The sequence below is a fragment of the Enterocloster lavalensis genome, from assembly GCF_046603895.1.
GTDB classification, from domain to species: Bacteria; Bacillota; Clostridia; order Lachnospirales; family Lachnospiraceae; genus Enterocloster; species Enterocloster lavalensis.
Genome location: NZ_CP176637.1, coordinates 6,177,381 through 6,203,285, shown reverse-complemented (window position 1 = coordinate 6,203,285; position 25,905 = coordinate 6,177,381). Strand labels below are relative to the sequence as shown.

The following is a 25,905-nucleotide window of genomic DNA, read 5'->3' as shown; positions in this document are numbered from 1 at the left end:
ATTGAAATCGGTCCCCTGACCGCCTTAAACGGTCATGATCTCCTTGGTTTTTGTCTCCACCGCTTTGTCGACCTTCTCGACCATCTTGTCGGTGAGCTTCTGCATCTTCTCCTCCGCCAGATCGCGGTCGTCCTCGCTCATGTCGCCGCTCTTCTCCATCTTCTTGAACGCGTCCATGGCATCCCGGCGGATGTTGCGGATGGCTACCTTGGCCTGGTCGCCTTTTTTCTTGACGTCCTTAGCCAGCTCTTTTCTGCGGTCCTCGGTCAGCTCCGGGAAAATCAGACGGATCGCGTTGCCGTCGTTGTTGGGGTTAATTCCCAGCTCAGAGGTGAGGATCGCCTTCTCGATGGGTTTGATCAGGCTCTTCTCCCAGGGCTGAATCACAATCATTCTGGCCTCGGGCACGGAAATATTGCCTACTTGCTGAAGGGGCGTGGGGGTGCCGTAGTAGTCCACCTTGATCTTGTCCAGCACATGGGGGTTGGCCCGTCCTGCGCGGATGGCGCCGAACTCTTCTTCCAGCACGACCAGTGTCTTGTTCATCTTTTCCTCATATTTTTTTAATTCTTCCATACGCTCCTCCTGATTTCATGCGGTATTAGCCGCGAATTAAGTTTAAGTTCGGATGTTTAAAATTGCATTTACGCGGTCACGATGGTGCCGTTAATCCGGCCCTGCATGGCGTTGGCGATGCCGTCCGGCTCATTTAAACTGAACACCGCCATTGGCATCCGATGCTCCATGCACATGATGGAGGCGGTCAGATCCACCACTGCCAGCTGCTTGTCGATGACTTCCTGAATTGTGATGGTGTCGTATTTCTTCGCAGCCGGATTTACCTTGGGATCGCTGTCGTAAACGCCGTCGATGGCCTTGGCTAACAGAATACAGTCCGCGTCCATCTCAATGGCCCGCAGAGCGATTCCGGTATCCGTGGAGAAATAGGGATGTCCGGTGCCCCCGGCAAAGAACACGACCATACCGTGCTCAAAGTATTTGTTGGCCCGGTCCTTGGAGAACAGCTTGGTCATGGAGCCGCACTCAAAGGGCGTCAGAATCTGGGTTTTCATCCCCGCATTGCGGAAAATCTCGGACACATAGATGCAGTTCATCACCGTGGCCAGCATGCCGATCTGGTCCGCCTTGGTGCGGTCGATGGCCTCGCTGGTGCGCCCGCGCCAGAAATTGCCTCCGCCGATGACGATGCCCACCTGTACGCCCGCGTCCACGGAAAGCTTTACCTGACGGGCCACTTCCTTTACCGTGTCCTCGTCAAATCCCGTGTGTTTGGGACCGGCGAGCGCCTCGCCGCTTAATTTCAAAAATACGCGATTCATTTTCATACTGATGTGAATCTCCCTTGTAATTGAGTTTTTAAGACGTGTGCCGTCATGCACACGATTTGGGCGGTATAATGCCTGTGGACATTATACCATATCTCCCTCATTTTGCAAAGAAAAAGAAAACTTTTAATTGTTTTCTGTTATTTTTTCATATTTGTCGAAACATTTTACAATTTCTCTTTGAGATTTGGGGAGATATGTAATATAATAGGGCTAATAGACAAAACAGACAAAGGAGGATTTTCCGTGGATTGGTTTCAGAATAAAAAAAAGAAGGCGGTTGAACAGCCGGAGGTAGAGGCGGCCGTTCCCCGGACTGAGGCCGCCGGGGGAGTCCGCGGCAAGCTGGATGAGATCATGTCGGCGGGTCCTGCTTCCAAAGGCGTCGTCATGAAGCTCTATCTGGAAAATTTCAAACATCTGAACAAGATTTTCGGATACGATTACTGCGAGGAGCTGCTCGGTCAAATCACCGCCTATTTAAGCGGGACTGCGGGCGGCAATGTTTACCGCCACATCGGCGTGGAGTTCATACTCGTGTTGGAACAGTTCTCAGAGGGACGCGCTTCTGAGCTTGGCGACGAGATTCTGGAACGTTTTGATCACGTCTGGACCATCAATGGGATCGACTGCCTCTGCTCCGCTCAGATCGGACTCTGTTCCTATCCGGGACACGCTCAGACGACGGATGAGCTGTTAAAGCGCCTGGATCTCGCGGTGTCCAGCGCCTCTGAGTCCGGCCCCAACCAGCTGGCGGTCTACGACAGCGTGCTGCACACGCAGTTCATGCGCAAACAGGCCATTGCGCATTATCTGCAGACGGCCCTGGAAAACCACGAGATCGAGGTGCGCTACCGTCCCACCTACAATCTGAATACCGGCCGCTTTACCAGAGCGGACTTTTACATGCGCGTATTCATCCAGGGAATCGGTCTCATCGGCGCCGGCGAGTTCCTGCCCATCGCGGAGGACTCCGGGCAGATCCGCGCCATCGGCTATTACGGCCTGGAGCAGGTAGGACGCTGCATCGCGGAGCTGATGGAAGCCGGAAAGGAATTTGACTCCATCTGCATGCCGGTGTCGCCCATTCTGTTCCTCCAGGAGAATTTCCTGGACGAGGTGTCCCGCATCATGGAGAGCTATCACATACCGGCCGGGAAGCTGGCCCTGGAGCTGGACGAGAGCGCCCTTGGCTCCGCTTACTTAAATATCAACATCATCATGCAGGAGCTCTCCGATATGGGCGTGGAGCTGGTGCTCAACGGCTTCGGCTCCGGATATACCCCCATCTCCAGCATCCTGGACCTGCCGGTGCAGACGCTGAAGCTGGAGCGCATGTTCGTGTGGCAGCTGGAGACGGAACCGCGCTCCGCCAGCATTTTCGGCGGACTGATTCAGATCGCCAGGGATCTTGGACTGCATATCATCGCAGAGGGCGTGGAGACGGAGAACCAGTTAAACGCCCTGAACAAGTTCGGCTGCGAATACCAGCAGGGCTTCTACTACGCTCCCACCATGAACCAGGATGTGCTGATGAAGGTGATCGGCACGTCTTTGGAGGAATCCCGCCTCACCATCGAGGAAGAGAAATTAAAACTGAAGCGGTGACGGCGGGTGACAGCGGATCCTACAATAAATAGCCGGAGGCAGGTCTCAATGACCTGCCTCTTCTGATGGTTCGCCGGATGTGTTCTCCGCAGTCTGGTCCATCACCACCTGCAGATGCCGGTAGGGGATCTGGATTCCCGCCGCGTCAAAGTGCTGCTTGATCAGCCTGCGGATGTCGCTGCAGGCCGCGAAGTTGTCGTCGATGTTCTGGGTCCACACCGTGGACTTGAGGATGATTCCGTCCTCCCCCAGTTCCTTCACGGACACCTTGACTTTATCCCCCTCCTCCTTGTTGGCCCGAACGTCCATCACCAGCGGATGTTCGGAGATGGTGCGCTGCATAATCTCAATGGCTTTTTCCAGATCGCTCTCGTAACTCACGGAAATCTCCATGTAATTGCCGATGTAATCGTTATTATAATTGCTGTTCTCCACAATGGCCTTGTTGATCACGCTGTTGGGGATGATCATACGGCTGTTGTGGTAGGTGCGGATCACGGTGTGGCGCACCGTCATATCCTCCACGATACCGGAAATTCCCAGGCTGCTGATGTTCACCTTCTCCCCCAGGTTGAAGGGCCGCGACCAGCTGAGCATGACGCCGCTTACCACGTCGGCCAGAACCTGCTGGGCCGCAAAACCGACGATGGCCACCAGCAGCGAGGAACTGGTCAGCAGGGTGGCGCTGAGGGTCTTGGTGGTGTTGAACAGGCCGCTGGCACAGATAAACGCGATGATGGTCAGGATGGCCTTGGAGATGCTGCGCAGAAATTTGATATGGATCTGCTCGTTGCGCTTTAAAATCATGCTGAACGTCTTATTCAGCACCAGCATGCCCACAAACCAGAGCGCGATAATAATCGCAAGCTTAATTAAAATAATCTCCAAAATGTTCTTCCTTTCACACTGAGTTTAACGGTCCCAGTATACAACATTTCATCCGATATTACAACCCGGGGCATATTCCAACACATGTCCCGGGCTTTAAAGGCAAATTTCCGGAATTTAATTTAGTACAATTTCTTCTCAAAATGCTGGTAATCCTTGGGATTGTTCCAATCCCCTCCCCAGGAAAAACCGTGGGCCGAAAAGACCTTGAAGGCCAGGTCCTCGTGGGTAATCACGTGGGGCAGGCCGGTGCTCCGGTCAATGTAATCGTTGGCGTTCTCGTGGGACCAGCGGGCTTTTCCGTCCCGGTAGGAGACGTAGGGATTTTGCTGCGGGTTGATATCGATGGCAAAGCCGTAGGCGTGGTTGGAGAGCTTCCCTCCTCCCGTCACCGGGCGGTAATTGAAGCACGAGGTGTTGTTCTTGTCGATGGAGGCCGAGTCGGAGCTCTCCCCGTCGCCGGTCCAGTAGTTGTCCACCAGATGCATGGACTGAATCTCGTACTCCGCGTCGTAGAACTCCCGGAAAATCTCCAGCACCTCGTCAGCCAGCCCTTTGTTCACAATGATCTCGCCCACCTGGAGTTCATGGTTAAAGTTGTAATGCAGCACCTTTAAATACCGCAGGTCGCTCAGAGCCACATCCGGGTTGTCCCGGTAGGACTTCCCGTTGATCCTGCCGTAAACGGCGCCCTCTGTCTTAATCTCATAGGCCTGGAAATATTTCTCCAGATGGTCCATGTCCAGTTCCCGGCTGGTCACCACAGTTCCGGCCGCCACCCCGTCCAGAGTCTCCCACTTGGGCGGCTCGGTTTCCGGCGGCTGCGTGGTCTCCGGCTCCGATGTCTCCGCCTCCGAGGACGCCCTGGCCGCGGCCAGGCGCTCAGCCTCCAGGCTGGATTCCATTTCCGCTCTCATGCCGTCCGCCTCCCGGGAGACTTCCATGAGACTGGCGTTTTCCGCGCTCATACGTTCCATCTGTCCGTTCAGAGCGGACACCCTGGCTCCCAAAAAGATCGCGGAAACCAGGAGGCCGACCCCTGCGGCCCCGATGAGTCCCGAAACCAAATGGTTCCGGTTTCTTCTTCTGCTCTGTCTCATGGTCACTCCCCTACCTTACAGTACATCCCCAGCTCCGCGATACAGGTATCGTCGTAGGAGGAACCCTTGTAGACATCGTCGATCCGATACTCGATATAGCTGGCCGGATAGGGCGGGTCCACCTGCACCACATACTCCCGCTGTTCCGCCGGGAAGGTAATCTGGAAGGAATAGTCGTCCAGCGTGATGGTCAGGGTTCTGGGGCGGTTGTTCCCGTAAAAATACTTGTCATTGCGCCAGTTGCCCAGCTTAAATGTGAGGTAGGTGATGGGCTGCTCCTGATCCAGCTTGTAGTAGATCGTCTCGCCGATGCCCGGGCCTTCCACCCCTTCCTGCCAGGAGGTGACCTCATCCCCGTCCACGGCCATCTCCGGCCCGTTCTGATTATTCTCCTGCTCAATGTTGGAGGTGGAGCCGGACTGGATGATGCCGACTCTGGCGTAACCGGTCAGGTCCGGGGAACCGTCCAGCAGCCACGCTGAGGTGGTTTCGGGAGCGGCGGCCGTGGTCTGTGCGGCCGTGGTTTCCTCCTCGGTCTGCGCGGGCGTCGTCTCTTCGGCGCTTGTCTCCGTCTCAGAGGCTTCGGTCTCCTCCTTTTTCTCCGGCTCGTCGTCCTCCTTCTTGCCGGAATCCCAGTTCTTGTCCTCATCTTCGGCAATTTCAGTCTCGGTCCCACCCTTGCCGGAAATGGCGTCCAACACCTTCGGCGCCATAAACGCGGCCAGGATGCCAATCACAAGGCAGATGGGGATAATTAGCAGCCAAATGGGGAATTTCTTTTTGGGCTTATCCGGCTTTTTGGGGGAAGGAGCCGCTGTGGATGCCTGCTCCATTCTCCCCTGGTTCGCAGCCTCCTGTCTCGCCCCGCACTTGGGACAGAATTTCGCTCCGTCCTTCATTGGAGTTCCGCAATTTTTACAAAACATTCCTGTTTTCTCCTTTTTCTGATGGTATGGCCACCTGCGGCTTACGCCGCCGGTTCACCCGTTTCCGTAAAAAAACGCTGCGGCGTGTTATAACGCGGTCCTCACTCCTGCAGAAGCACGTCCCACACACCTATATTGGCCCGCCAGACCGCCTGAAACTGGGATGGCGGCACCGGCGACGTTTCCGTTCCCACCTCGATGGTCAGGCTGGGAATCCCCTTCTTGGAGATCGCCCAATCCTTGTAACCGGCGGGGTCCAGCTTCTCGTAGTTGGCATCCGTGGGGTAACCGGTCAGCGCGCCCACCTGATTGGCCAGCGCCCTGGTCGCCTCCTTTAACTCCCCGGTCTGGCCGAAATACCAGTAGATCACATTTCCCTGCGTGTGATAGCTGACCGTGCGCGCAAATGGATAGCGCTCCGTCAGGGCGATCAGGGCTGCCGCTTCCGGCTCGCTTCCGGGAGCGGTTCCCTTGTAATGGTCCGCGCTGGGCCGTCCCAGGCCGTCGTTGTAGCTCTCCCAGAGGGCATCGAAGTTACGGTTCAAATCCACGCCGCGGGAGTTGGATTTCCAGCGCCGCAGGTAAGCGTTCATATCCTGGGCGCCGTCCAGGCGGCTGATCTCCAGCACCCGTTCCCGGGTTTCTTCCGTCAGACAGCCGTCCAGCCCCATCTGGCTGATGGACACGCCGTCCGGGTTGATCATGGGCACCACATGGAACGCTGTGGTTCCCTCCGTGATCCCCGGGTAATTCTGAATATTTCCCAGAAATTGGGACGTCTGCTTCATCACCAGCTGGGTGGTCATGTATTCCCGCGCATGGATGGAAGCTGTCACCAGAATGTGCCGTCCGGCCTTCTCCGGGTCCCCGATCACCAGATGCCACAGAGAACGCCCGTCCGGCGTATCCGTCAGGGATTCCAGTGTGACCAGGTCCGGATAACCGGCCTCCATGGCCTGAAGGTCCCGGGTCATCTGGTCATAAGTGTACATCTGCGGATCGGAATCCACGATCAGCTCCTGTGGCCGGGCCGACTTCGCGGGCGGCTCCGCCTGATTTTCCGGACCGGGGGCAGACTGCGCCGTGGCGCTCTCCTGTTCTGCTCCGGCCTGCGAAATTCCTTCCGGCAGACCGGTGTTTCCGGTCTGGGCCGCGCCGGACATTTGGTCCGCGCTCCCGGCCTGGTTTACACCGTCTGTCTGTCCCATACCCCCATTCTGGCCTTCGACCGGCGTTTGTCCGGCATTCCCGGCCCGGCCCTCCGCCTTCTCCCCGGGCGCACTGGCCTGCAGGGTTTCCCGGTCCGCGGCAGCCAGTTGAATTTCCGTCTCCATTTCCACCTTCCCTTCCCCTCCGGAAACCGCCGTCCGGCCGGAAGATTCGGCGGAGGCTGCGAAAATGATTCCTGCGCAGACCGCCGCTGTCAGGACGACGGCGGTGATTCCTGCGATCCATACGGTTTTAGACATGGCTTCCTCCTAGTAACTTAAGTATGAAGCCAGGGCATAACCCGTGTAACCGTTATAGGTGATCTTGTAAAATCCGTTTCCGGCTGTGGACACGTAGCTCACGGCAGCTCCAAGGGGGATCTTGCAGATCTCACCGGCGCTGGTGGAATCGCTGGTCCGCAGGGTGATGAACTCGTTGCAGTTTACCACATACATCGTGTCATACACTGCTTCTCCGGCGACAGCGCTTCCCGGAGTCTCGCTGAGGTAGGAGGCGAGGGCATACCCGGTCTGGCCGTTGTAAATCACCTGATAAAATCCGTTTCCGGCAGTGGATACATAGCTCACGCTGGCTCCAAGTGGAATTTTGCAGATTTCCCCGGAGGTGGTGAAATCGCCGGGCCGCAGGGTGATAAACTCGTTGCAGTTCACCACATACATCGTCTTATACGTCGCCCCATTGCCGCCCGGATCCTGGGCCGGGACCGTGCTCTGAGTTTCCGGCGCTGTCTGGGAATTTTCTTCCGGCTGCTCCGTGGACGCGGGCTGAGTCTGATCGGAAACCGTGGTCTCCACAGCAGCCGCGGTGGTTTCCGGCTCCGTTTCAGCCTCCGCCGCCGAGGTTTCCTGCTCCGCGGCGGTTGTTTCCTTCCCGTCCGCTTCCTCCTCCGTCTGCTTCTTCCGGTCGCCGTCCGAAGAACCCCATCCGTCGCTGCCGCCGTCCGCAACCTGGGCCGCTGCGCCCTTGTCCTTACCCTTGCTCCACACAAAATAAGCGGTTCCTCCGGCCATGGCTGCCACCAGCAGCAGACAGATGATAATAAAGGGCGCCGCGCTCTTCTTTTTCTTCTCCACAGGGGACGCGCCGCCGGGCTGTGCCGCCGGTTTTGGCGGCCGCTGCCCCACCGGCTTCTGCGGCCGCTGCCCTGCCGCCCCCTGCGGCGCCTGCCCCGCCGTCCATCCGGCCTCGCCAGCCGCCCCGCAGGACGGGCAGAATTTGGCATTGTCCTTCATCTGGGCGCCGCATTTCTTACAGTATTTCATGATCCTTTTCCTCCGCTCCATCAAAACTTCTTTTCACTCTCCGCAAACAGACCGCGGGCGGGACGCCGTACCACGGCTGCCCGCCCTGTCCGTCCGGCACCGGTCCGTCAATAGTAGGTGCCGTGCTCCACATCGTAAATAAACTCCTCGATCTCCCAGCTGTCCACCAGGTAGTCGCCCAGTTTCTTTCTCACCTTGCTCTCCCAGCTGGCGACCTTGCGGTCCTTTGTCGTGCCCCTGGACAAACCGCGGATCTTCTCCCGGTACTCGTCGGACAGATCCGACTTCAGATCGTCCACCGCCTCGGAGATCGTGTTGTCCGTGCTCTCCTCCTTCAGCTCTTTCTCGCTGAGCACGTACTGCCACGGGTCGGATCCGTCGATTTTGGCTTTCAGCTTGGTGGCCTCGCTCTTGTACATCATGATGCCGTTGGAATCATACCGCACGGTGCGGTCCCCCAGCTCCACGGTCTTGTTGCGGATCAGCACGCCGTTGGCGTCCGCCTGATAAGCGTACTTGGACCCCGAGGTGGAGTCGCTCAAATAGAACAGGCCGGTCTGCAGCACGCCGTTTTCATCCAGATAATAGCGGTCCTTCCCAATGTCCAGCCAATAGGTGTACATGGCTCCGTTGTCATTGGGATCCAGATAATACCATTTGTCTCCCACCTGCTTCCAACCCATGGCCATGGCTCCGCCCTCCGGCTCGAAATAGTACCATTTAAAGCCGATGTACTGCCAGCCCTGCAGCATGTAACCGTTCTGGTCAAATGCATACTGCTGGTCTCCGATCTGGCGGATTCCGGACTTGGCGTAGCTGCCGTCCTCGTACTCATACCACCAGCCGCCCGCTCCCTGCTGCCACCCGGCCGCGTAAACCGTGGCAGCCCCCGCAGCGGAGATCATCAGTGACAATAATGCAATTCCTACGCTTTTTCTCATTGCTTTACCCTCCTTAAATGTTTATCATCAGCGGTTGTGCTGGTCGTGCTCCTCCAGCAGCCGCAGCAAATCATCATTTCCGTTGTCCGCCGTGGTCGTCTGCGCAGCGGTCGTCGTGGGCGCCGCCGTGGTTTCAACCGGAGCCGCCGTGGCTGCCGGGGTCTGCGCAGCGGTTTCGGGCGGTCTGGCCGGAGTCTGTCTGGCAGCCGTGGTTGCAGACTGTGTCTCCTTAGGCGCACCGGTGCTGACCACAAACGCTACCGCTGATCCTTTTTCCACCTGGCTTCCGGCCTCCTGTTCCTGCCGGATCACGCTGCCCGCCGCCACGTCCCTGCTGGTTTCCCGGACCGCGCTTCCCTGCAGCCCGGCCGCGCTCAGCAGCTCCATAGCCTCCGCCTCGGTTTTATACTGTAAATCCGGAACGCGGATCAGTTCTTTGCCGAGGCTGACCGCCACCCGGACGTTGGAATTCTGATTCACCATGGCGCCTGCGGGAATCTCCTGGCTGATGATACCGCCCTCGGGCACGCTGTCGTCGTAGCGCGCTTCCCCCTTGACAAGATATAGATAATCCTGCAACAGCAGCTGGGCCGCCTCTTCGTAATCCCTGCCCGTCAGGTCCGCCATCGCCACCGTTTTGGAAGCGTCCCCGCCCCCAATGCCCTTGGAGATGAGAATTTTGATCTCCGTGCCGGTGGTGCACTCCGTCTCCGGCTCCATGGACTGTTCCGCCACCGTTCCCGGGGCCGCCCGGTATTCCTGCTCCTCCTCCACCGGGATCAGTCCGGCCTCGTCCAACAGCGCCTTCGCCGCCCCGGCCTCCATTCCGATCACGTTGGGCACGTAAGTTTTCCGGATACCCGCGCTGATGGTCAGATGAACCGTGGTTCCCGCCTCCGCCAGCTCCCCGTGCTTGATCTCCTGGCGCAGCACCTTGTTCTCCGGGACCTGGTCGTCGTAGTCCTTATCCCCGATGAGCACCGCCAGACCGGCCTCCTCCGCCAGCTTCCTGGCATCGTCAAAGCTTAAATTCACCAGATTGGGAACCCGCGACTTGCCCGCCTCGGTGGTGGGAGCCGAAGGGGTCAGGACCCGCTGGGGCAGCGCCACCAGGGCCACCGCAAGGCCCGTGACCGCGGCAATCCCCACTCCGATGAGCACCTTGACCCAAACCGGCCATTTTCCCAGGTCCTCCCTGCGCTTTTTCTCAGCCACCCGCTTGACGTTGGAGGCGGCCAGGTCCTGCTCAAACCGGTTGATGGTCTTGGTTCTGTTCTCAATCTGCACATTTAAAGCATTCATCAGAGCCGCCTCCAGGCTGGGAGAAATCTTCACCCCCAGCTTAGACGGCTCCTTCAAGGTATCCTGGGCCGCCCGCTCCATGGCGTCCTCTGGCACCTGCCCGGTCAGCATGTTGTAAAATGTGGCCGCCAGCGCGTAGACGTCGGTCCACGGCCCCTGATCCCCGCGGCTGCGGTACTGCTCCACCGGAGCAAAGCCCGGCTTGATGATCACGGACAGGCTGCGGCTGTGTTTGGTGGTGGCGAAACGGGCCGCGCCAAAATCCAGCAGCTTGGTCCGGCCGTTTTTCAACAGATAAATATTGTCCGGCGAGATGTCCCGGTGCAGGATACCCGCGGCGTGGACGGACTTTAACGCCCCGATCACCGCCATAATTACGGGCATAGACTCCTCCACGGTCATGGCGCCGTCCCGCTCCAGTTTTTCCTTCAGGGAAATACCGTCCAGGTATTCCATGATAATATATGCCGTCCGGTTGGTCTCAAAGCAGTCGTAAATCTGCACGATGCCCGGCTGGGACTGGAACTTGGCCAGACGTCTGGCCTCCTCCACGAACTTCTCCCTGCCGGCCAGAAACTGCTCCTCCTTCTCGCCGGAATAGATGGTCACATCCTCCTGTTTCGGCATCCGGGTGGCGAAATCGCTGGGCAGATATTCCTTGATGGCCACCTTCTGCTGCAGCACCTGGTCGTAACCGATATAAGTCACGCCGAACCCGCCGAAGCCCAGGACCTGACCCACAATATAGCGCCCGGCAAGGAGCGACCCGGGCAGAATGTGGTACGCCTCCTTTGCCGGAGTCCCGTGCACGTACCCGCAGTGCGGGCAGCTCTCCAGGGTCTCCTCATAAAGTTCCATACAACCCATACAGCGGCGTTCCATGGCCGTCACCTCCTCATTGCTCTTGCTGTGCTATTTCCTGATAGATCCGCGCCCGGGCTTTTTCCGCGCCCTGATCGCTCATAAATTCCAGTTCTCCCAGCTGGCCGTCCACAAACTCCAGCTCCCGGTTGACCTCCAGGTAAATGCGGTAGACCTGTTCGTTCACCGGCAGCGCCGTGTCGTGGCGCAGATGCAGGATATCCTGGGCCGGCTGGCGCAGCAGGAAATACAGCAGCCGTCCCGCGGCAGCCCGCTCCACCGTCCCGGCCTCACTGTCCACGGACCATACATCGGTGTATCCCGCCGGAACCTCCCCGCTCTCCAGGGGGCGCACGGCGTAACGGCCGGCAATGTGGGCCTGCACCTGCGTAAATTCACCGGTATCGGACACCCAGGCCCTGGAACCGGCTTCCAGGAAGTCCTGGCCGCTGTTGTCCGCCTCAAATTCCGCGCCGGACTTCTCGAGCTCCGTATTCACATAGAGCACGGAAGCTTTAAATCCCAGCGGTACCTGATTCGGGTTCAGAACCTCCCTGGACTCCCGGTCCAGCACTCCCGCGACCGGAGCCGCCGCCCCATCCTGTTCCAGGCGCTCATAGACCTCCTGTTCCAGGCTGGCCATCCGGCCGCCCAGCTCGTCCTCCAGACCGGTGCTCTCAAAAAGGGCCGGAAACTCCTCCGTGCCGGCCGCTTCCTCAAGCCGGTCGCGGTAATTTTCCCGGGAAATGCAGGTGATATCCAGCTGCACGCCGGGATAATGTTCCAGAAATTCCGCCGACATATCCAAAAACAGCTGTTCTGTCTGGCTGGAATCCATACCGTCCTTCACCGGCATCCAGACCGACAGCTCCACCTGGTCCAGATCCCGGATAAGCTTCTGCTGCCGGGAATACAGAAGTCCCGCCGCAGCGCCGGCCGCAAGGATCACCAGGGAAGCGGCGATTCCCACCGCCCGTCTGCGCTTTCTGCGCCGGATCTCTCTGGCAAGGTCCGCGTAGCTCTTTTTGTTCTGCAGGGCGTCCGCCATCTGCTGGACATTCTGGAATCGCAGGGTTGGCTCCAGCGCCATGGCTCTGAGCACCGCGTTATCCAGATAGCCGGGAATTCCCTCCACAAATTGGGACATGGGCTTTAGCGTGTCCCCCTCGTTGTGGTTTATGGAATCCTGGCGGTTGACCGACTCGTCCGGCGTCTGACCGGTGATCGCCCGGTACAGGGTGGCGCCCAGGGCGTAAATATCGGTGTAAGGGCCCTGCTGGCTTTTGCTGCGGTACTGCTCCGGCGGCGCAAAGCCCATCTTGAGCACAATAGTCCTGGTTTTCTCGTCGTCCAGCCCCGTAAACCGGGCCGCACCGAAGTCCAGAAGCTTGATCTTGCCGTCGTCGCACATGAACACGTTGTCCGGGCTTAAGTCCCGGTGAAGGATTTTCGCCCCATGCACATCCTTCAGCGCGTCGATGATGCGCAGGCCAATCTCCACCGCCTGCTGCCAGGGTAATCTGCCGCCTGCTCTTGAAATGTATTCCTTCAGGGAAACACCTTCCAAAAACTCCATCACCATGTAGGCGGTGCCGTTCTCCTCAAAAAAGTCGAACACATTGACAATATTGGGGTTGCTGCTGAACCTGGCCGTGTTCCTGGCTTCGTCCAGGAAACGGGTCAGGCCGTTCTTGTACTCGTCATGTTTCTTGCCGGTATAGAGAATGACCTCCTTCTGCCCAGGGATGCGGGTCACCATGCCGGCGGGATAATACTCCTTGATCGCCACCATGTGCTCCAGCTTCCGGTCCCAGGCCCGGTACAGCACGCCGAAGCCGCCGAAGCCCACCACCGTGCCGATGATGTACCGGTCCGCCAGCTCCATCTCCGGATACAGGTGATAGATCTCTCTGGGCCGCGTGCCCCGGACATAGCCGCATCTGGGGCATTTGGCCTGTCCCTCCTCATACTCCTTCATGCAGTTCATACAACGGACTTTCATAGCTGCTCCCCTTTATTTCCAGAATTCAAACCATTTTTTCGGCTGTCTCGTTCCTCCCGTAAACAGCCCGACGGCGGAATAATTGTCCATATTCTTTCCGATGCCGTTTTTCTGCACTTCCTGCTCCATGCGTTCCAGCCACTGCCTTGGGGTTGCGGAACGGGCGAGAAACGCGGCCATCTCCTCCTCCTCGATGTACTCCCAAAAGCCGTCGGAGCAGAGCAGAAACGCCTGATTCTCGTCGAATGGGATCGGCGGAGCGATCTCGTAGTTTTTTTTGCGCCAAGGGATTCCCATCACCCGCAGCAGGCGGTTGCGGTCCTCGTGATGCCGGATGTCCTTCTCCCGGATCTCACCGGAGGCCACCAGCATCTGCGGCACGCTGTGGTCCAGGGTTCTGGAAACCAGGCGGTTATTTTTAAAATAGTACAGCCTGGAGTCCCCGATGTGCCCCCACTGGACTGTGGATTCGTCGGTTGCCAGCACCACCATGGTGGTTTTCATCTTATCCTGGGCCCCCCGCTCCTCCTGGGCGGCCATCAGGCTGGCCTGGGCGGTCTCAAAGGCGGTCCGCAGATACTCCTCCACGGTCCCGCCGCTTCGCTCCCTGAAAATGCGGGCCGCCTCGTCGCAGACCAGACGGGAAGCCACCTCGCCCATACCGTGGCCGCCCAGCCCGTCCGCCAGGATGCAGCAGGCGCCCTCCGGCGTTCTGGCCACCGCGGTGGAATCCTCATTCACTTCCCGCCCGCCCTTGTTGGTCAGGCAGTAGCAGCTCATCTCTATCTCACTCATCCTTTGTCTCCCCCGGACTACAACTGCAGCATCCGCTCAAATATATTCTGCCGCTCCAGCATCACCTGGATGATCTCCCGCACCAGCGCGTGCTTGACCGGAGGAATGGTGCCCACCACGGGGAGCTCCACGTACTCCAGGCGGCTGCTGGATTTGCTGCTGCTGAAGCAGTTGTAGAGCAGAACCATCCTGGCGGTCAGGTTCATCTGATTCTGTTCCTGAAGCTCCAGCACCGCGTCGAAGGCGCGGTAAAATTTGGTGTTGGCCGGCTCGCTTCCGTCCGTCACCACCACGATCTTGTCCGCCGCATCCATCATCGCCAGATGGCGCTCGTCCAGGCCGAAGCCGCAGTCCACAAAGATGCGCTCATAGGAGCCGGACTGCTTTAACGCGTTCAGAAGCCGCAGCCAGTCCTCCGCCGTCAGCCGCGCCATGGCCAGCGCGTTGGTGCTGGGCAGAAAATAGGACACGCCGGTTCCGGCATCCGTTTGCGCGTGGCTGGCCGCAAAACCGGCAAAGTTCCCGGTTCCCTTCTGCATCTCAGCCAGCACGCCGTCAATCCGCTCCGATCCCTGGGCGGTGAAAAAGTCCTCAGAACTTCCGGAATCTTCCAGGTTCAGGTAGAATGTGCGCGTTTCCTGGGAAGCGCTGTACATGGAAGCCGCCGCTGCGAAGGTGGAAGCCCCTGTGCCGCCGGAAAAGCTCTGAACCAGAATCACCTCGCAGGGCCCCGCGGGCTCCGGCTGAAATTCCGGTTCCGGCTCCGTCTCCGGCACCGGAGCGAGTCCGCCGTTGGCGTAGATGTCCATGATCTGGGCATAGATGGCGTCGGGACGCTGGTATTTCCCCACCGTCTTATAGCCCTTCAGCACCGGCTCATCGTTGCTGTCACAGAGATAACCGCAGTTTTCCTGCCCCAGCTCCCCTGCGCCCACACCGAAATTTTCATCCACCAAAAACACATCCCCGCCGTTGTTCCGCACGTATTTGAGATAAAACTCCGGCTTTGAGAAGCAGTGGGCCTCAATGTACTCTTTGAAGCCGTTTTCCATAATATTGACCAGATGAACCAGGAACTGTTCGTCCTGCTCTCCGATTACCACGTGAATTTTGTTCATACCCTTCCTCCTGTTATTGTTGATCCCATGCAAGCTTCATCCGGCCGATCCGCCGGACTGAAAGGTCCAGCCGCTCCTGGGTGATCGTGCCGTCCTTCACGGCCGCGAGCACCGCCTCATAGGCCGCGTTAAAATCGGCAGGCATCAGAAGCAGGTCCACCCCTGCCTCCACGGCCGCCACAGCCGCTTCGCCCGAGGAATACAGATTCTGGATCGCACCCATATTCAGCGCATCCGTCACCACCACGCCGTCAAATCCCAGTTTTTCCCGCAAAACCCCGGTGATCAGGGCGTGGGACAGGGAGGCCGGAGTCTCGTCCCCGGTCACGCCGGGGGCCGCGATGTGGGCGGCCATGATGCAGCTCTCCCCGTTTTTCACCGCATTGGCAAAGGGAACCAGCTCGGCTTCCAACAACTGATCCAGTGTCTTTTCCGTGTAGGAAAAGCCGTCGTGGATATCGCCCAGCGTTGCGCCGTGATCGGGAAAATGCTTGTATACCGGCTGGATTCCCTGATCCTTCAAGCCCTTCGCCACCTGGCTGGCCATGGACCAGACCAGCTCCGGGTCCGACCCGAAGGAACGGTTCCCGATCACCTGGTTGTCGGGGTTGGTCAGCACGTCCGCGTTCGGAGCGAAATCCAGGTTAAAGCCGTACCTAGAAAGGTAGGAGCCGATGGCGCTGCCCACCTCATAAGCCTTTCCGGGGTCATTCTGCGCACCGATCTCCCACATGTTGGGAAACACCGGCACATCGAACCCGGGACGTCCGCCGATGCGGGTAACCTTACCTCCCTCCTCGTCCACGGACAGGATTAACGGCAGACTGCATACCTCACGGCCGATGTAGGCGGTATTCTCCGTGAGAGCCCTCACCTGCTCCGGATTCTGCAGATTGTTGCGGAAATAGATCAGGCCCCCCACCGGACGGCTCTCCAGAGCTTTCCGCGTGCTATCCCCGGCCTGCGTCACCGAATCCACACCCGTGAGCGCTTCCGGCGTCACGATAAACAGCTGGGCCACCTTCTCCTCCGTTGTCATACCGTCCAGAATCCGGTCCAGCCGTTCCTCCAGCAGATTGTCCCCGGCAGGGGAGGCAGATTCCGAAACGGACGGACCGGATCCCGCCGCTTTCTGTGCAGCATCCGCAGATGGTTCTCCCGCTGGGACAGGCGGCTTTGGCGGCGTCTCCGTCACCTGAGGCCGTTCTTCCCGGGCTGAGGCCGCTGCGGGCGGCGATTCCTGCCCCGAAACCCCGGCTTTGTTCCCATTTTTTTCCATATTTAAGGAAAGCCTGCCGGCCAGCGCATAGATGCCGGTCCCTGCCAAAACAGCTACTGCCACCAGCGCTATGCCCATCAGCCAGACAGGCTTTCTTCTGTGATATTTTCTCTGCCTTTTTCTTGAACGCCCTCTATTTTCCACCTGAGTTACCCTTACTTCACATTATTTTCGCCGGGGCGGCGAAGATCCGTCTCCGCCGCCTACAGCTTATTTTGATACCGGCTTTGCATTCCGCTGCAAAATACCGCATTTCCTGTCACTGGTCGTACTCGCAGATGTAACCCACCGACCCCTTGTAGCTGTCCACCACGGCGATTATGTCGTTTGGCACATCGTTCCACACCCAGCGGTTTTCCTTGTTGTAATAGAACAGATTCAGGTAAAACTCATCCTGGCTGATGCTGTCGTCGCGGAAGCTTGGCTCTCCGGCCATCCACACGCCGGGATAGGCGTCGCTGTTTAAGACTTCCTGGCCCAGAGTACCGTCCACATTGGCCCAGTGGTATTCGTAGGAACCCGCCACCCGGGCGCCGCCGATCCATAGCTTCAGTTTCCGGCTGGCCTCCGTATTCAGCAGATTGGAGCGGATGTAATCGTACTCCTCCATGCTGTCGATGTGAACCAGATAGCCGCCGTTTGCCTTGGCCTCCTCAAAGGCTTCCGTCCAGGTACAGTCCTTCAGGATGATTTCATAGCGGTGGGGCGTATCATCGCGCTGGGGAGCCACAGCGGTCTCGGTGGCCGGCTCCGTCTCATTGTCCGTGCTCTGCGCCCCGGTGGTCTCCTGATCCGCCTGGAATTCCCCTGAACCGGACTCCGGAATGGATTCCGCCATAGTCTCCCTGACTGTCTTGTCAGCCGTGTTCCGGTCTTTTTCGTCCTCTCCGTCCTCATCCCCGTCCTGTTTTGAGCGCTCGTCCTCCCCGGACCGACCGCCGTCCCAGCTGTCCTCATCCCGCGCCGGGGCCTCCTTATGGTCCCTCTGCCATACCAGCTTATAGTAGGCGAAGCCGCCCACAGCCCCGCCGGCCAGGACCACGATCAGAAAGAGAATCGCAGCGGTGAGGCACCCCTTTTTCCTGGGCTTTTCCTCCTGACCGGGACGCTGCCCCGAACCGTGGGCCGGGCTGGCCGGGGAAGGCCGCCCGGCCGGACCGGAACCGCCCTGGGCCGCCATCTTGCCGCATTTTGGACAGAATTTGCTGTTTTCCTTTAAATCTGCGCCGCAATATCTGCACTTCATACGCATTTCCCCCAACCGCGGGCTGCGGCCACCGGCCGGACACCGCGGATTCTGCTGTTTCTCTTACTGTAACTTTGTCCCGCACTTTTTGCAGAACTTCACCGGCGTATCGTAAGGCTGGCCGCAGTTGGGGCAAAAAATCCGCTCCGGCTTCACGCTGTCCCCGGTGCCCAGAATTTCTTTTTCTTTTCTCGCCAGCTCCTCGGCCGCCTTCGTCTGCTCCTGAATGATCTGCTTTTTCTGGCTGATGCTCAGCAGCTGTTCGCCGATCAGCTGAAGGGGCACATCCCCGGTGGCGTTCCACTGCTCATAGACAATGGTGCCGATCTCCTTCTGCAGCGCCTCGATCTCCGCATTCAGCGTCGCAATGTATGTCTGAATTTTCTTGGCTTCCAGAAAGGAAGAAGTTTTAACATTGATTGCGGTAAGACCCTTTGAAAATGATCCCTTGATATCCGCCATGATTTTACCCTCCACATCTGTCGTATTCTTTCGTAATTCCGGTCAGTTTAAAACCGCCTCCCGGGCCTTGATTAACTCCAGGTTCTTCCGCTCCACATCATTGAGCAGCGCGTCGTCGCTAAACCGTTCCGGTTCAATCGTACCCGCGTACCAGGACTTGCTGTTGAAATAGGCCTGCAGCGCCTCGTCCTTGAACTTTCTGCCGTGTCTGGCGTAAATCTCGTTGCGCGCCAGGCGCAGTTCCTCGGAGGTGAGACCGGCGATATCCGTGCCGGTCAGATACCGGGTACTGCTGTCCGGAAGGATGTACTCGTCCGCAGTGGGGGAGGCGCTGTTGATGTCCCAGGCTGCGGTGGTCTGCGCCTGATTGATATCCCAGGCCGCGGTGGTTTGCGCCGCATTGATATCCCAGGCCGCTGTAGTTTGGCTCTCATTCGCATTCCAGGCCGTCGTGGCGGCCGCCCCCTCGCCGTAGGCGGTCGATTCCGGCGCTGCGGACGTGGTCTGGGCCGGAAGCGTTTCCTCCGCCGAAGTCTCCTCAGCCGTGGTTTCTTCCTCAGCCGTCTCCTCCTCAGTGGTTTTCTTCTCCCGGGGCTTCTCATCCTCTTCCCAGTCCTTATCCTCCCGGTCCTCATTCCGGCTCATGGTGGTCTGGCCTGCAAGCTTCTGATACAGCCGGTAGCCGACGTAACCGCCGCAGGCGCAGAGCGCCAACACCAGAACGGTCACCAGGACAGCGATCAGGCCGTTTTTCGATTTTTTCTGCTTCGGCGGCTTTCCCTGAGGGGCCGGCTTCGGCGGCTGCTTTGTGGGAACCGGCTTCGGCGGCTGCTTCCGGCCGGCCGGGCCGCCGGGGGGTCCGGCGACGTTGATCCTGGTTCCGCACTTGGGGCAGAATTTCGCCCCATCTGATACGTTTGCTCCACACGATGGACAATTCATAAACTCTCGTCCCTCCCGTTCTGGTCCGTTTTTCCGCTATTAATAGGTGCGGAAGAAGTTGCGGACATCCGTGTCAACCATATAGGTTTCCTTGCCGTTATAGTATCTCAGATCGCCCTTCATCCGGTCGTAGTTGTACTCGGTCAGCATAGCCACGGAGTTCTCCCCGAAAGCATAGTAGTCGTTTACATCATCGCTCAGTTTCTCAGCCTTTTTGCCCTTGATCATGGTCAGGGTGCCGCGGTCCTTATCCCGGTTGGGATCGGAAATACAGATCACCGCGCTGCTGCCCGGCACAGACTGCACGCTGTAAACGGAGACGTCGGACAGAATGGAATCACCGTTGCAGTACAGATCTCCCACGTTCTTGTCGTTGGTATCCTTCAGATAGTACACATTCCCCTTGGAAACCAGTTCCAGATAGTCCACATCGCTGTCGCGCTCCTCCATCTTGCCCAGATCGGAGGCGTTAAGGCTCATAGAGTACAGATCGCCGCTGTCGTCGTAGTCGGCATCCTCGTCTCTCAGCAGCATATACACCAGATTGTTCTTGGCGTCCTTCATGGTACTGCCCACGCGCTTGCCGTCCAGATCGATCTCCGCTTCCTTGCCTGCGGCGTATACGCAGTAGGTGACGGACTTGTCTCTGGATTCGCTCAACAGATAAGAGACATCGCTGGCATAGTTGATCTCGGACAGCTTTACTTTTTTCATCTCCTCAGAGTTTGTCTTTGTATACATCAGGTAGGAACCAAAATCCTTATTGGCTTCCCGGTCTGCCTGCGTGATGTAAAAATAGGAGATAGAGTTCATAAACTCGCTGGTCACCAGGTTTTTCTCACCGTTAGCGTAATAGTACAGCTCTGTGTAAGGGGAAGCGATCTCCTCTTCCTTCAGCTGTTCGCGCAGGCGGTCGCGCTCCTGCTTTTCCTGGTACTTGCTCATATCCTCGTAATATTTGTCGTCCACAACGGTTCTCTCATAGGTGAAATATCCGCTGCCTACGGTCTCCGTGCGCTCGTAGTCGGAACGCACCGGCTCTTTGAGCTGCGCGTCGGCTGCCGCCATATCGTCGTCCACAAAGTCCATAGCCTTCACCTTGCTGTCAACGGACGCGGTGTAGAAGAAGGTTCCCTTCTCGATATCCAGCGCCATGACGTCATCCACATCGCCTACCAGCTTTTCCTTATCCCCCTGATTCTTCACCAGATAGATGGAATCCTCCTTGCGCAGCATGATCTTGCTCAAATCATCGGACATTCCGATTACGCTGGAATCGCTGTCAATCTTGATCTTATCCTTTTTCTGTGCCAAATCCTGATAATAAATATCATCGGTGCCGTCGCTGTTGCTCACTTCCCACATCACGTTCTTGCCGGCCTTATCTAAATAGAAATAGTCGATATCGGAAGCCAGCTTGGTCTTATCCTTGAGATCGCTGACGTAGAGGTTATCGTTCTTCATATAAACGATCTTGTTGTCCTCCGTCACCCGGTAATAGCCCTGGATGCCGCTGTCGATTTTCACCGACTCCTTTTTGCCCTTCTTATAGGACAAGGTATAGGTGGGCGTGCCGCTGTAGTCCACATCCTCGATGATGAAGTGGTACTTCCCGTCGTCGCTGATCAGTTTGAAGCCAGTGTCGAAATCATCGATTGCGTTGTACAGGGAATCGGAATCCGTAAACTTGTCGGTGTACTCCACCGGCTTTTTCTTGGAGTTTTTCAGGCTCACGCCGTAGATTCCCTTGTCCTTTATGTACATCAGCTCGGTGGGAATATCGGATTTTCCTTTGCCGCCCACCATGTCCATGACCTTGGGCAGTGCGAAAATGCCGGCCGCGGCCACCACCGCAACCGCCGCAACCCCGCCGATGACCAGCGGGAGCTTGGATTTCTTCTTTCCGGCAGGAGCCTCCTCCTCCGCATAACTTTGGGGCGCCTCCTGGGAACCGTCCATGCGGTAACCGCAGAACTCGCAGAATACGGAACTGCTCTCAATCTTGTTGCCGCAGTTGGGGCAGAAACAGAGCTCAGGCTCCTCACTGCCGCCCGCCGGCGCGCTCTCCTGAACCGGTTCCTGCACCGGCTCCTCCTGCCTGACCGGCTCTTCCCGGCTCACCGGCTGCTCGTAAACCGGCTGCTGCGCCTGATCCGCCTGACCCTGGCGGACCGGATCTTCATAAATTTTGTGTCCGGCTGCCGGCTGCTCGTTGACAGCTTCCTCCGCGGCATCCAGATCCTCCTGCAGAACAACCGTTTTATCCGAATCGTTGTCGACCCTCGCCCCGCATTCCGGGCAGAACAGCGTTCCTTCCTCCAGTTCAGCCATACAATTCTTACACTTCATCTCCTACTCCTCCAGTTTCACATTCATTGATTTATTTAACATAAGCGGGGCGATTCCTCGCCTCCCTCTGTAAAACCCAGGATATCCCGTACATTTCTTCCTTTTATCCTATGAATCCGGGCCTCCCGCAAGCACATTTTTTAGGTGCTATACTGATAAGACGCCCTTCGTCGGCCTTTGGTTTTATTTTTTTAATAATTTTTTTTAAAATTTTATCTATGCTAGTTATTATAATGAATTTTCCGTGTAGATTCAAGCTCATTATGCAACCTTTGGGTTTTTTTGTAAAAACACTCACCTCAGGACTGCACCATTGCATTCAATAAGGGAAAAGCATTCCCCGGCCTATTGGGGACCAAGGAATACTTTTCTTCAAATTCATGCTCAATTTGCATATTTCCGGACAATCTGCACCAAAAGCTCCGCAATCTTCTCCATGGACTGAACGCAGGTAAATTCATATTTACCGTGGAAATTGTGTCCGCCGGTGCACAGATTCGGGCAGGGCAGCCCCATAAAGGACAGTCTGGCTCCATCGGTGCCGCCCCGGATGGGGGTGATGATGGGGGTGATGCCCAGCTCCTCCATGGCCTCCCTGGCGTTGTCGATCAGGTACATGTGGGACTCGATCACCTCGCGCATATTGAAATAGGAATCCTTTACCGTGTACTCCACCGTGCCCTCGCCGTATTTCCGGTTCATGAAGTCGGCGCAGAGCGCAAAAGTTTTCTTCTTCTCCTCAAATTTGGCGCGGTCGTGATCCCGGATGATGTAATCCAGGGCCGCTTCCTCCACGGTGCCGGACATCTGATCCAGATGGATAAAGCCCTCGTAGCCTTCCGTGTACATGGGGTTGTCAAATACGGGCAGGAGCGACTGGAACTCCATACCCAAAAGCAGGGCGTTTTTCATCTTTCCCTTGGCGGTGCCGGGGTGAATGCTGGCTCCGTGGATGGAAACCTTGCCGGAAGCGGCGTTAAAATTCTCATACTCCAGCTCTCCCAGGCTGCCGCCGTCCACCGTGTAAGCGATATCCGCGCCGAAGGCCTTCAGATCGAAGCATTTGGTGCCGCAGCCCACCTCCTCGTCGGGGGTGAAGCCGATGCAGATCTTTCCGTGAGCCACCTCCGGATGGGCAGTCAGCCAGGCCGCCGCGGTCATGATCTCCGCCACTCCGGCCTTGTCGTCGGCCCCCAACAGGGTGGTGCCGTCCGTTGTGATCAGGTCCTGCCCTTTGTAGCGGGCCAGGTCCGGGAACTCCGAGACGCGCAGCCAGATATCCAGCTCCCGGTTCAGGCAGATGTCCGTTCCGTCGTAGTCCTTCACCAGCTGGGGATGGATGTCCGCCCCGGAAATGGCGGGCGAGGTGTCCATATGGGCGATCAGCCCCAGGGCCGGGGCATTCTCACAGCCCGCGGTGGCGGGAATGACGGCGAACACGTAGCCGTGCTCGCTGAGGCTTACGTCCTGGGCTCCGATGGATCTAAGATCGTCTGCCAGCTGTCCGGCCAACGTCATCTGACCCGGCGTGCTGGGAACCTGATCCGCGTCCTCCGCGGACATGGTATCAACGGAAATATAGCGCATAAAACGGTCAATCACTTCAGACATACAAAATCCCTCCTGTTTTTAGACTCAATGGGTCCAGTAGATCCTGTCGCCAGCCCCAGGGCTGATGACAAGTAATACGTTTCCTTAGTATACCATAATCAGGAAATAAATCCAAGGCCGTATCCGTGCTTTTCCCATTTTCCAGCAAACAAATGAGGCACCCTATTCAAAAACGGCGCGGCTGCCCCGAAGAGCGCCGCGCCGCATACCTGTTCTTATACCGGCCGTGGCCGTTTCACTAAAATACCGCCTCAAATGCCCGGATGCAGGCCTGCCCGGCGGACCGGTCCAGAACCGCGAACAATACCTGGTCAAAGCAGCCCCCAAAACCGCCGCTCAGAAGCTCTTTCCACCATCCGGCGATCCTGACCGGATCGTTGCGGAACACACCGCAGCCGTAAGCGCCCAGAATCAGGCTCCGGTCGCCCTGGTTGGCAAACAGCGCCAGGGCCAGTTTCATCCGATGCCGCATCACCTGCTCCGCCTCCCGGACGTCCTCGCCCTTCAGCACAACCTGCCCCATATTGACCGCGGGCAGCGTCAGCACCGAGGCGGTCACAGGCTCAGCCAGCAGCTCAAAGCGGCCGTCCCGGAAGAATACCACGTCCGGCGAGTAGATGGCGTGGTCCGTGTACATCATGGTCTGGCAGCCACGGTTCACCTGGTAATAGCGCTCGTTAGCCACCAGGGTCTCATACAGGCCGCTGGAAGCTGCCAGGCTCTCCTCCTGGGCCATGGCCCCGTTTAAGAACCCGCCGCCCGGATTCTTGGCGCTGGCAAAATTCAGCACGCCGATGTGCCGGTCGCCCCGCCGGGCAAATTCCAGCACCGCATCCACGGTGGAACAGTTCTTGTATCCCCAGGTGGGAATCTGCTGCACCTGCCGTCCCTCAAAGGAGCGCAGAATCCGCTCCCCCTCCTCGGGTGTAAACAGGCGGCTGCCCTCCACGGAGCGCTTGTGGACGGCCGCAAGCTCCACCGTCCGGCCTCCCTGTTCATAGCTCCCTCTCTTTAAAATCTCCAGCGTTTGCCGCGCAACCGCTTTTCGGTCCATTTCTATTCCTCCCATCTTCTCCGGTAGAGCCTGGACGGCCTGTGCCCCTCGTTTTTGGTGTAGGAATCCGTCTCCTGCACCATGGAAGCCACCTTGCGGCGGAAGGCCGCCTTTAACAGGCTCTTATCCCAAATCACCTCGTAGACCTGCTGCAGCTGCGTGAGGGTAAATTCCTCCGGCATGAGATGCAGCGCAAGGTCCGTATATTCCAGTTTGCCGCGCAGCCGTTCCAGCGCGGCCACGATAATTTTGGCGTGATCAAAGGCCAGACCGTCGTTCTCACAAATCCGGCACTCCGCCGCCTCCTCGTATTCCGACTTGCGGATCCGCTTCTCAAGCCTGCACTTAAGCCGGATCTCCCCCCGGACCAGCTCCAGTTCCAGATGCTGGGTTCGGATCAGTTTCACCTGGCCAAAACCCGCGTCCCTGCAGTATTCCACGTGCTCGTCCAGAAGCCGCAGGGAAACCTTGAACCACTGGGCGTTGTCCGCGTCGTCCCCCGCCTTCAGGCGGATCTTGGTACCGTCGATCAGCGCCATGTGGGCGCAGCTCATAACCCAGGTGCGCGGATCGCGTCCGGGATCGCTGAAGGTGTAAAGCTGTTCCAGATACACCTGATCCAGGCCGGTCTCCTCCCGCAGCTCCCGCTTGGCAGCGGCCTTTGTGGTCTCACCTGGCCGCACAAAACCTCCGGGCAGCGCCCAGTCCCCCAGATAGGGGTGGCCGCCCCGCTGGATGAGGAGCAGGCACAGGGAGCACTCCGGCAGCTTCCGGTAATTCTCCTCTTCCTCCTCCAGCACCGTAAAAATCACCATATCCGCAGCCACGGAGGGGCGCTCGTAATCCCCCGCGTTGTACCGGGCGAGAAATTCCGCCTCCGTCAGACCGCTTTTATCCCGCAGCTCAAGGTTCCTCATCTCCCGCTCCCTCCGCTCTCCTTCTCCAACAGAATGTCGCGCACCTCGGTGAGGGCAAAGCCCAACAGGTTGGTGCCCCGCCACTTGGCCGGGTCTGCGGCGTCGGGATTGCTCTTTCCCATACCGATGCCCCAGATGCGGTCCCGGGGGCTGGCCTCCACCAGAATCCTGGTCCCGGTGGACTTAAGGTAATCCCACAGCTCCGGGTTCTGGGAAAATTTCGCCAGATTGCCCGCCTTCACGATATCGTAGCAGGCTGCATCCCACCGGTCCGGGTCGAAGTTTCGGACCGCCCGGCCATAGGCTTTCATCTCCTTGGGGTGACCCGCCTCCAGAATCCTTGCAAGCATCTCCCTGTCCCCGAACATCCGGGCCTTCTCCGCCATCATATACTGCTCGGCACAGGAGTATTCCACCCCATCTACCGCAAAACGGCAGCTCCACCACTGGCTCAGGCAGGACGGCCCGATCTGTCCGTCCGCAGCCGGGGTATGCCCCCAGAAAAATATATATTTATACCGTTTCCCACGCTTTGTCTCCGCGATCAGATCGCTGCGGTTGTATCTCATCATCCTGCCTCCCTAATTGTTAATATCATTTAGTTATTATCATATTGTTAATAACATAGTACCGCAGAATTCCGCCTTTGTCAACCTTTCTTTGGAA

Annotated in this window: 22 protein-coding genes; 1 reads left to right on the top strand and 21 read right to left on the bottom strand. The window is 58.0% G+C overall.

Features of this window, described 5'->3' with window-relative positions; all coding sequences use genetic code 11:
• Positions 1–24: 24 nt before the first annotated feature.
• Together frr and pyrH are read right to left on the bottom strand one after the other, a co-directional pair.
• A complete protein-coding gene (gene frr, locus ACK2JC_RS27870) occupies positions 25–576 on the bottom strand; it encodes a ribosome recycling factor (RefSeq protein WP_092360731.1) in 552 nt (183 codons plus the stop codon).
• A 68-nt stretch (positions 577–644) separates the two neighbouring features.
• Complete coding sequence (pyrH, locus tag ACK2JC_RS27865) at positions 645–1,346, bottom strand: UMP kinase (protein WP_107434720.1); 702 nt, start codon at positions 1,344–1,346, stop codon at positions 645–647.
• A 246-nt stretch (positions 1,347–1,592) separates the two neighbouring features.
• Between pyrH and ACK2JC_RS27860 the strand changes: the two genes are divergently transcribed.
• The gene (locus ACK2JC_RS27860; RefSeq protein ID WP_309471377.1) at positions 1,593–2,954 is read left to right on the top strand and encodes a GGDEF domain-containing phosphodiesterase; all 1,362 of its coding nucleotides are present in this window, start codon (positions 1,593–1,595) and stop codon (positions 2,952–2,954) included.
• Between the two features lie 45 nt (positions 2,955–2,999).
• Here the strand turns inward: ACK2JC_RS27860 and ACK2JC_RS27855 are convergent, their stop codons facing one another.
• The 19 genes from ACK2JC_RS27855 to ACK2JC_RS27765 all read right to left on the bottom strand — a co-directional run bounded on the left by ACK2JC_RS27855 (position 3,000) and on the right by ACK2JC_RS27765 (position 25,808).
• Positions 3,000–3,842, bottom strand: coding sequence for a mechanosensitive ion channel family protein (locus tag ACK2JC_RS27855; protein WP_320937736.1), 843 nt, complete (start codon positions 3,840–3,842; stop codon positions 3,000–3,002).
• A gap of 122 nt (positions 3,843–3,964) precedes the next feature.
• On the bottom strand, positions 3,965–4,942 hold the full coding sequence (locus ACK2JC_RS27850; protein WP_118753961.1) for a M15 family metallopeptidase: 978 nt from the start codon (positions 4,940–4,942) through the stop codon (positions 3,965–3,967).
• Positions 4,943–4,944: 2 nt separating this feature from the next.
• Entirely contained in the window at positions 4,945–5,868 is a 924-nt protein-coding gene (locus tag ACK2JC_RS27845) for a zinc ribbon domain-containing protein (protein WP_276850944.1), read from the bottom strand.
• A gap of 101 nt (positions 5,869–5,969) precedes the next feature.
• Positions 5,970–7,337 carry a M14 family zinc carboxypeptidase gene (locus ACK2JC_RS27840; RefSeq protein WP_276850946.1) on the bottom strand — a complete coding sequence of 456 codons (1,368 nt, stop codon included), beginning with the start codon at positions 7,335–7,337 and terminating at the stop codon, positions 5,970–5,972.
• 9 nt (positions 7,338–7,346) lie between these two features.
• A complete protein-coding gene (locus tag ACK2JC_RS27835) occupies positions 7,347–8,360 on the bottom strand; it encodes an SH3 domain-containing protein (protein WP_320937735.1) in 1,014 nt (337 codons plus the stop codon).
• A 107-nt stretch (positions 8,361–8,467) separates the two neighbouring features.
• On the bottom strand, positions 8,468–9,301 hold the full coding sequence (locus tag ACK2JC_RS27830) for a hypothetical protein (protein WP_092360739.1): 834 nt from the start codon (positions 9,299–9,301) through the stop codon (positions 8,468–8,470).
• 27 nt (positions 9,302–9,328) lie between these two features.
• Positions 9,329–11,485: a PASTA domain-containing protein gene (locus tag ACK2JC_RS27825; RefSeq protein ID WP_368272031.1), complete on the bottom strand. Its 2,157-nt coding sequence runs from the start codon at positions 11,483–11,485 to the stop codon at positions 9,329–9,331.
• A gap of 13 nt (positions 11,486–11,498) precedes the next feature.
• A complete protein-coding gene (locus tag ACK2JC_RS27820) occupies positions 11,499–13,466 on the bottom strand; it encodes a serine/threonine protein kinase (protein WP_320937060.1) in 1,968 nt (655 codons plus the stop codon).
• A gap of 12 nt (positions 13,467–13,478) precedes the next feature.
• A complete protein-coding gene (locus tag ACK2JC_RS27815) occupies positions 13,479–14,261 on the bottom strand; it encodes a PP2C family protein-serine/threonine phosphatase (RefSeq protein WP_320937059.1) in 783 nt (260 codons plus the stop codon).
• A gap of 17 nt (positions 14,262–14,278) precedes the next feature.
• Entirely contained in the window at positions 14,279–15,379 is a 1,101-nt protein-coding gene (locus ACK2JC_RS27810) for a hypothetical protein (RefSeq protein ID WP_320937058.1), read from the bottom strand.
• 13 nt (positions 15,380–15,392) lie between these two features.
• On the bottom strand, positions 15,393–16,736 hold the full coding sequence (locus ACK2JC_RS27805) for a glycoside hydrolase family 3 N-terminal domain-containing protein (RefSeq protein ID WP_368272032.1): 1,344 nt from the start codon (positions 16,734–16,736) through the stop codon (positions 15,393–15,395).
• Between the two features lie 181 nt (positions 16,737–16,917).
• On the bottom strand, positions 16,918–17,904 hold the full coding sequence (locus tag ACK2JC_RS27800) for a C-type lectin domain-containing protein (RefSeq protein WP_320937056.1): 987 nt from the start codon (positions 17,902–17,904) through the stop codon (positions 16,918–16,920).
• Between the two features lie 63 nt (positions 17,905–17,967).
• Positions 17,968–18,366, bottom strand: coding sequence for a zinc-ribbon domain-containing protein (locus tag ACK2JC_RS27795; RefSeq protein ID WP_320937055.1), 399 nt, complete (start codon positions 18,364–18,366; stop codon positions 17,968–17,970).
• A gap of 42 nt (positions 18,367–18,408) precedes the next feature.
• Positions 18,409–19,308 carry a YARHG domain-containing protein gene (locus ACK2JC_RS27790; RefSeq protein WP_320937054.1) on the bottom strand — a complete coding sequence of 300 codons (900 nt, stop codon included), beginning with the start codon at positions 19,306–19,308 and terminating at the stop codon, positions 18,409–18,411.
• Positions 19,309–19,347: 39 nt separating this feature from the next.
• Positions 19,348–21,657, bottom strand: coding sequence for a zinc ribbon domain-containing protein (locus ACK2JC_RS27785; RefSeq protein WP_320937053.1), 2,310 nt, complete (start codon positions 21,655–21,657; stop codon positions 19,348–19,350).
• 384 nt (positions 21,658–22,041) lie between these two features.
• Positions 22,042–23,268, bottom strand: a complete 1,227-nt coding sequence (gene pepT / locus ACK2JC_RS27780) for a peptidase T (RefSeq protein ID WP_320937052.1) — start codon at positions 23,266–23,268, stop codon at positions 22,042–22,044.
• A 238-nt stretch (positions 23,269–23,506) separates the two neighbouring features.
• A complete protein-coding gene (locus tag ACK2JC_RS27775) occupies positions 23,507–24,322 on the bottom strand; it encodes a TIGR02452 family protein (protein ID WP_320937051.1) in 816 nt (271 codons plus the stop codon).
• A gap of 2 nt (positions 24,323–24,324) precedes the next feature.
• Positions 24,325–25,239, bottom strand: a complete 915-nt coding sequence (locus ACK2JC_RS27770; RefSeq protein WP_368272033.1) for an NrtR DNA-binding winged helix domain-containing protein — start codon at positions 25,237–25,239, stop codon at positions 24,325–24,327.
• On the bottom strand, positions 25,236–25,808 hold the full coding sequence (locus tag ACK2JC_RS27765; RefSeq protein WP_092360752.1) for an NADAR family protein: 573 nt from the start codon (positions 25,806–25,808) through the stop codon (positions 25,236–25,238). Before ACK2JC_RS27765 ends, ACK2JC_RS27770 begins: the two co-directional genes overlap by 4 nt.
• Positions 25,809–25,905 lie beyond the last annotated feature (97 nt).

Bases quoted from the DNA above. Each gene is read 5' to 3' on its own strand.
- frr (WP_092360731.1), bottom strand. From the start codon at position 576: ATGGAAGAATTAAAAAAATATGAGGAAAAGATGAACAAGACACTGGTC.
- pyrH (WP_107434720.1), bottom strand. From the start codon at position 1,346: ATGAAAATGAATCGCGTATTTTTGAAATTAAGCGGCGAGGCGCTCGCC.
- ACK2JC_RS27850 (WP_118753961.1), bottom strand. From the start codon at position 4,942: ATGAGACAGAGCAGAAGAAGAAACCGGAACCATTTGGTTTCGGGACTC.
- ACK2JC_RS27845 (WP_276850944.1), bottom strand. From the start codon at position 5,868: ATGTTTTGTAAAAATTGCGGAACTCCAATGAAGGACGGAGCGAAATTC.
- ACK2JC_RS27840 (WP_276850946.1), bottom strand. From the start codon at position 7,337: ATGTCTAAAACCGTATGGATCGCAGGAATCACCGCCGTCGTCCTGACA.
- ACK2JC_RS27835 (WP_320937735.1), bottom strand. From the start codon at position 8,360: ATGAAATACTGTAAGAAATGCGGCGCCCAGATGAAGGACAATGCCAAA.
- ACK2JC_RS27830 (WP_092360739.1), bottom strand. From the start codon at position 9,301: ATGAGAAAAAGCGTAGGAATTGCATTATTGTCACTGATGATCTCCGCT.
- ACK2JC_RS27825 (WP_368272031.1), bottom strand. From the start codon at position 11,485: ATGGAACGCCGCTGTATGGGTTGTATGGAACTTTATGAGGAGACCCTG.
- ACK2JC_RS27820 (WP_320937060.1), bottom strand. From the start codon at position 13,466: ATGAAAGTCCGTTGTATGAACTGCATGAAGGAGTATGAGGAGGGACAG.
- ACK2JC_RS27815 (WP_320937059.1), bottom strand. From the start codon at position 14,261: ATGAGTGAGATAGAGATGAGCTGCTACTGCCTGACCAACAAGGGCGGG.
- ACK2JC_RS27810 (WP_320937058.1), bottom strand. From the start codon at position 15,379: ATGAACAAAATTCACGTGGTAATCGGAGAGCAGGACGAACAGTTCCTG.
- ACK2JC_RS27805 (WP_368272032.1), bottom strand. From the start codon at position 16,736: ATGGGCATAGCGCTGGTGGCAGTAGCTGTTTTGGCAGGGACCGGCATC.
- ACK2JC_RS27800 (WP_320937056.1), bottom strand. From the start codon at position 17,904: ATGAAGTGCAGATATTGCGGCGCAGATTTAAAGGAAAACAGCAAATTC.
- ACK2JC_RS27795 (WP_320937055.1), bottom strand. From the start codon at position 18,366: ATGGCGGATATCAAGGGATCATTTTCAAAGGGTCTTACCGCAATCAAT.
- ACK2JC_RS27790 (WP_320937054.1), bottom strand. From the start codon at position 19,308: ATGAATTGTCCATCGTGTGGAGCAAACGTATCAGATGGGGCGAAATTC.
- ACK2JC_RS27785 (WP_320937053.1), bottom strand. From the start codon at position 21,657: ATGAAGTGTAAGAATTGTATGGCTGAACTGGAGGAAGGAACGCTGTTC.
- pepT (WP_320937052.1), bottom strand. From the start codon at position 23,268: ATGTCTGAAGTGATTGACCGTTTTATGCGCTATATTTCCGTTGATACC.
- ACK2JC_RS27775 (WP_320937051.1), bottom strand. From the start codon at position 24,322: ATGGACCGAAAAGCGGTTGCGCGGCAAACGCTGGAGATTTTAAAGAGA.
- ACK2JC_RS27770 (WP_368272033.1), bottom strand. From the start codon at position 25,239: ATGAGGAACCTTGAGCTGCGGGATAAAAGCGGTCTGACGGAGGCGGAA.
- ACK2JC_RS27765 (WP_092360752.1), bottom strand. From the start codon at position 25,808: ATGAGATACAACCGCAGCGATCTGATCGCGGAGACAAAGCGTGGGAAA.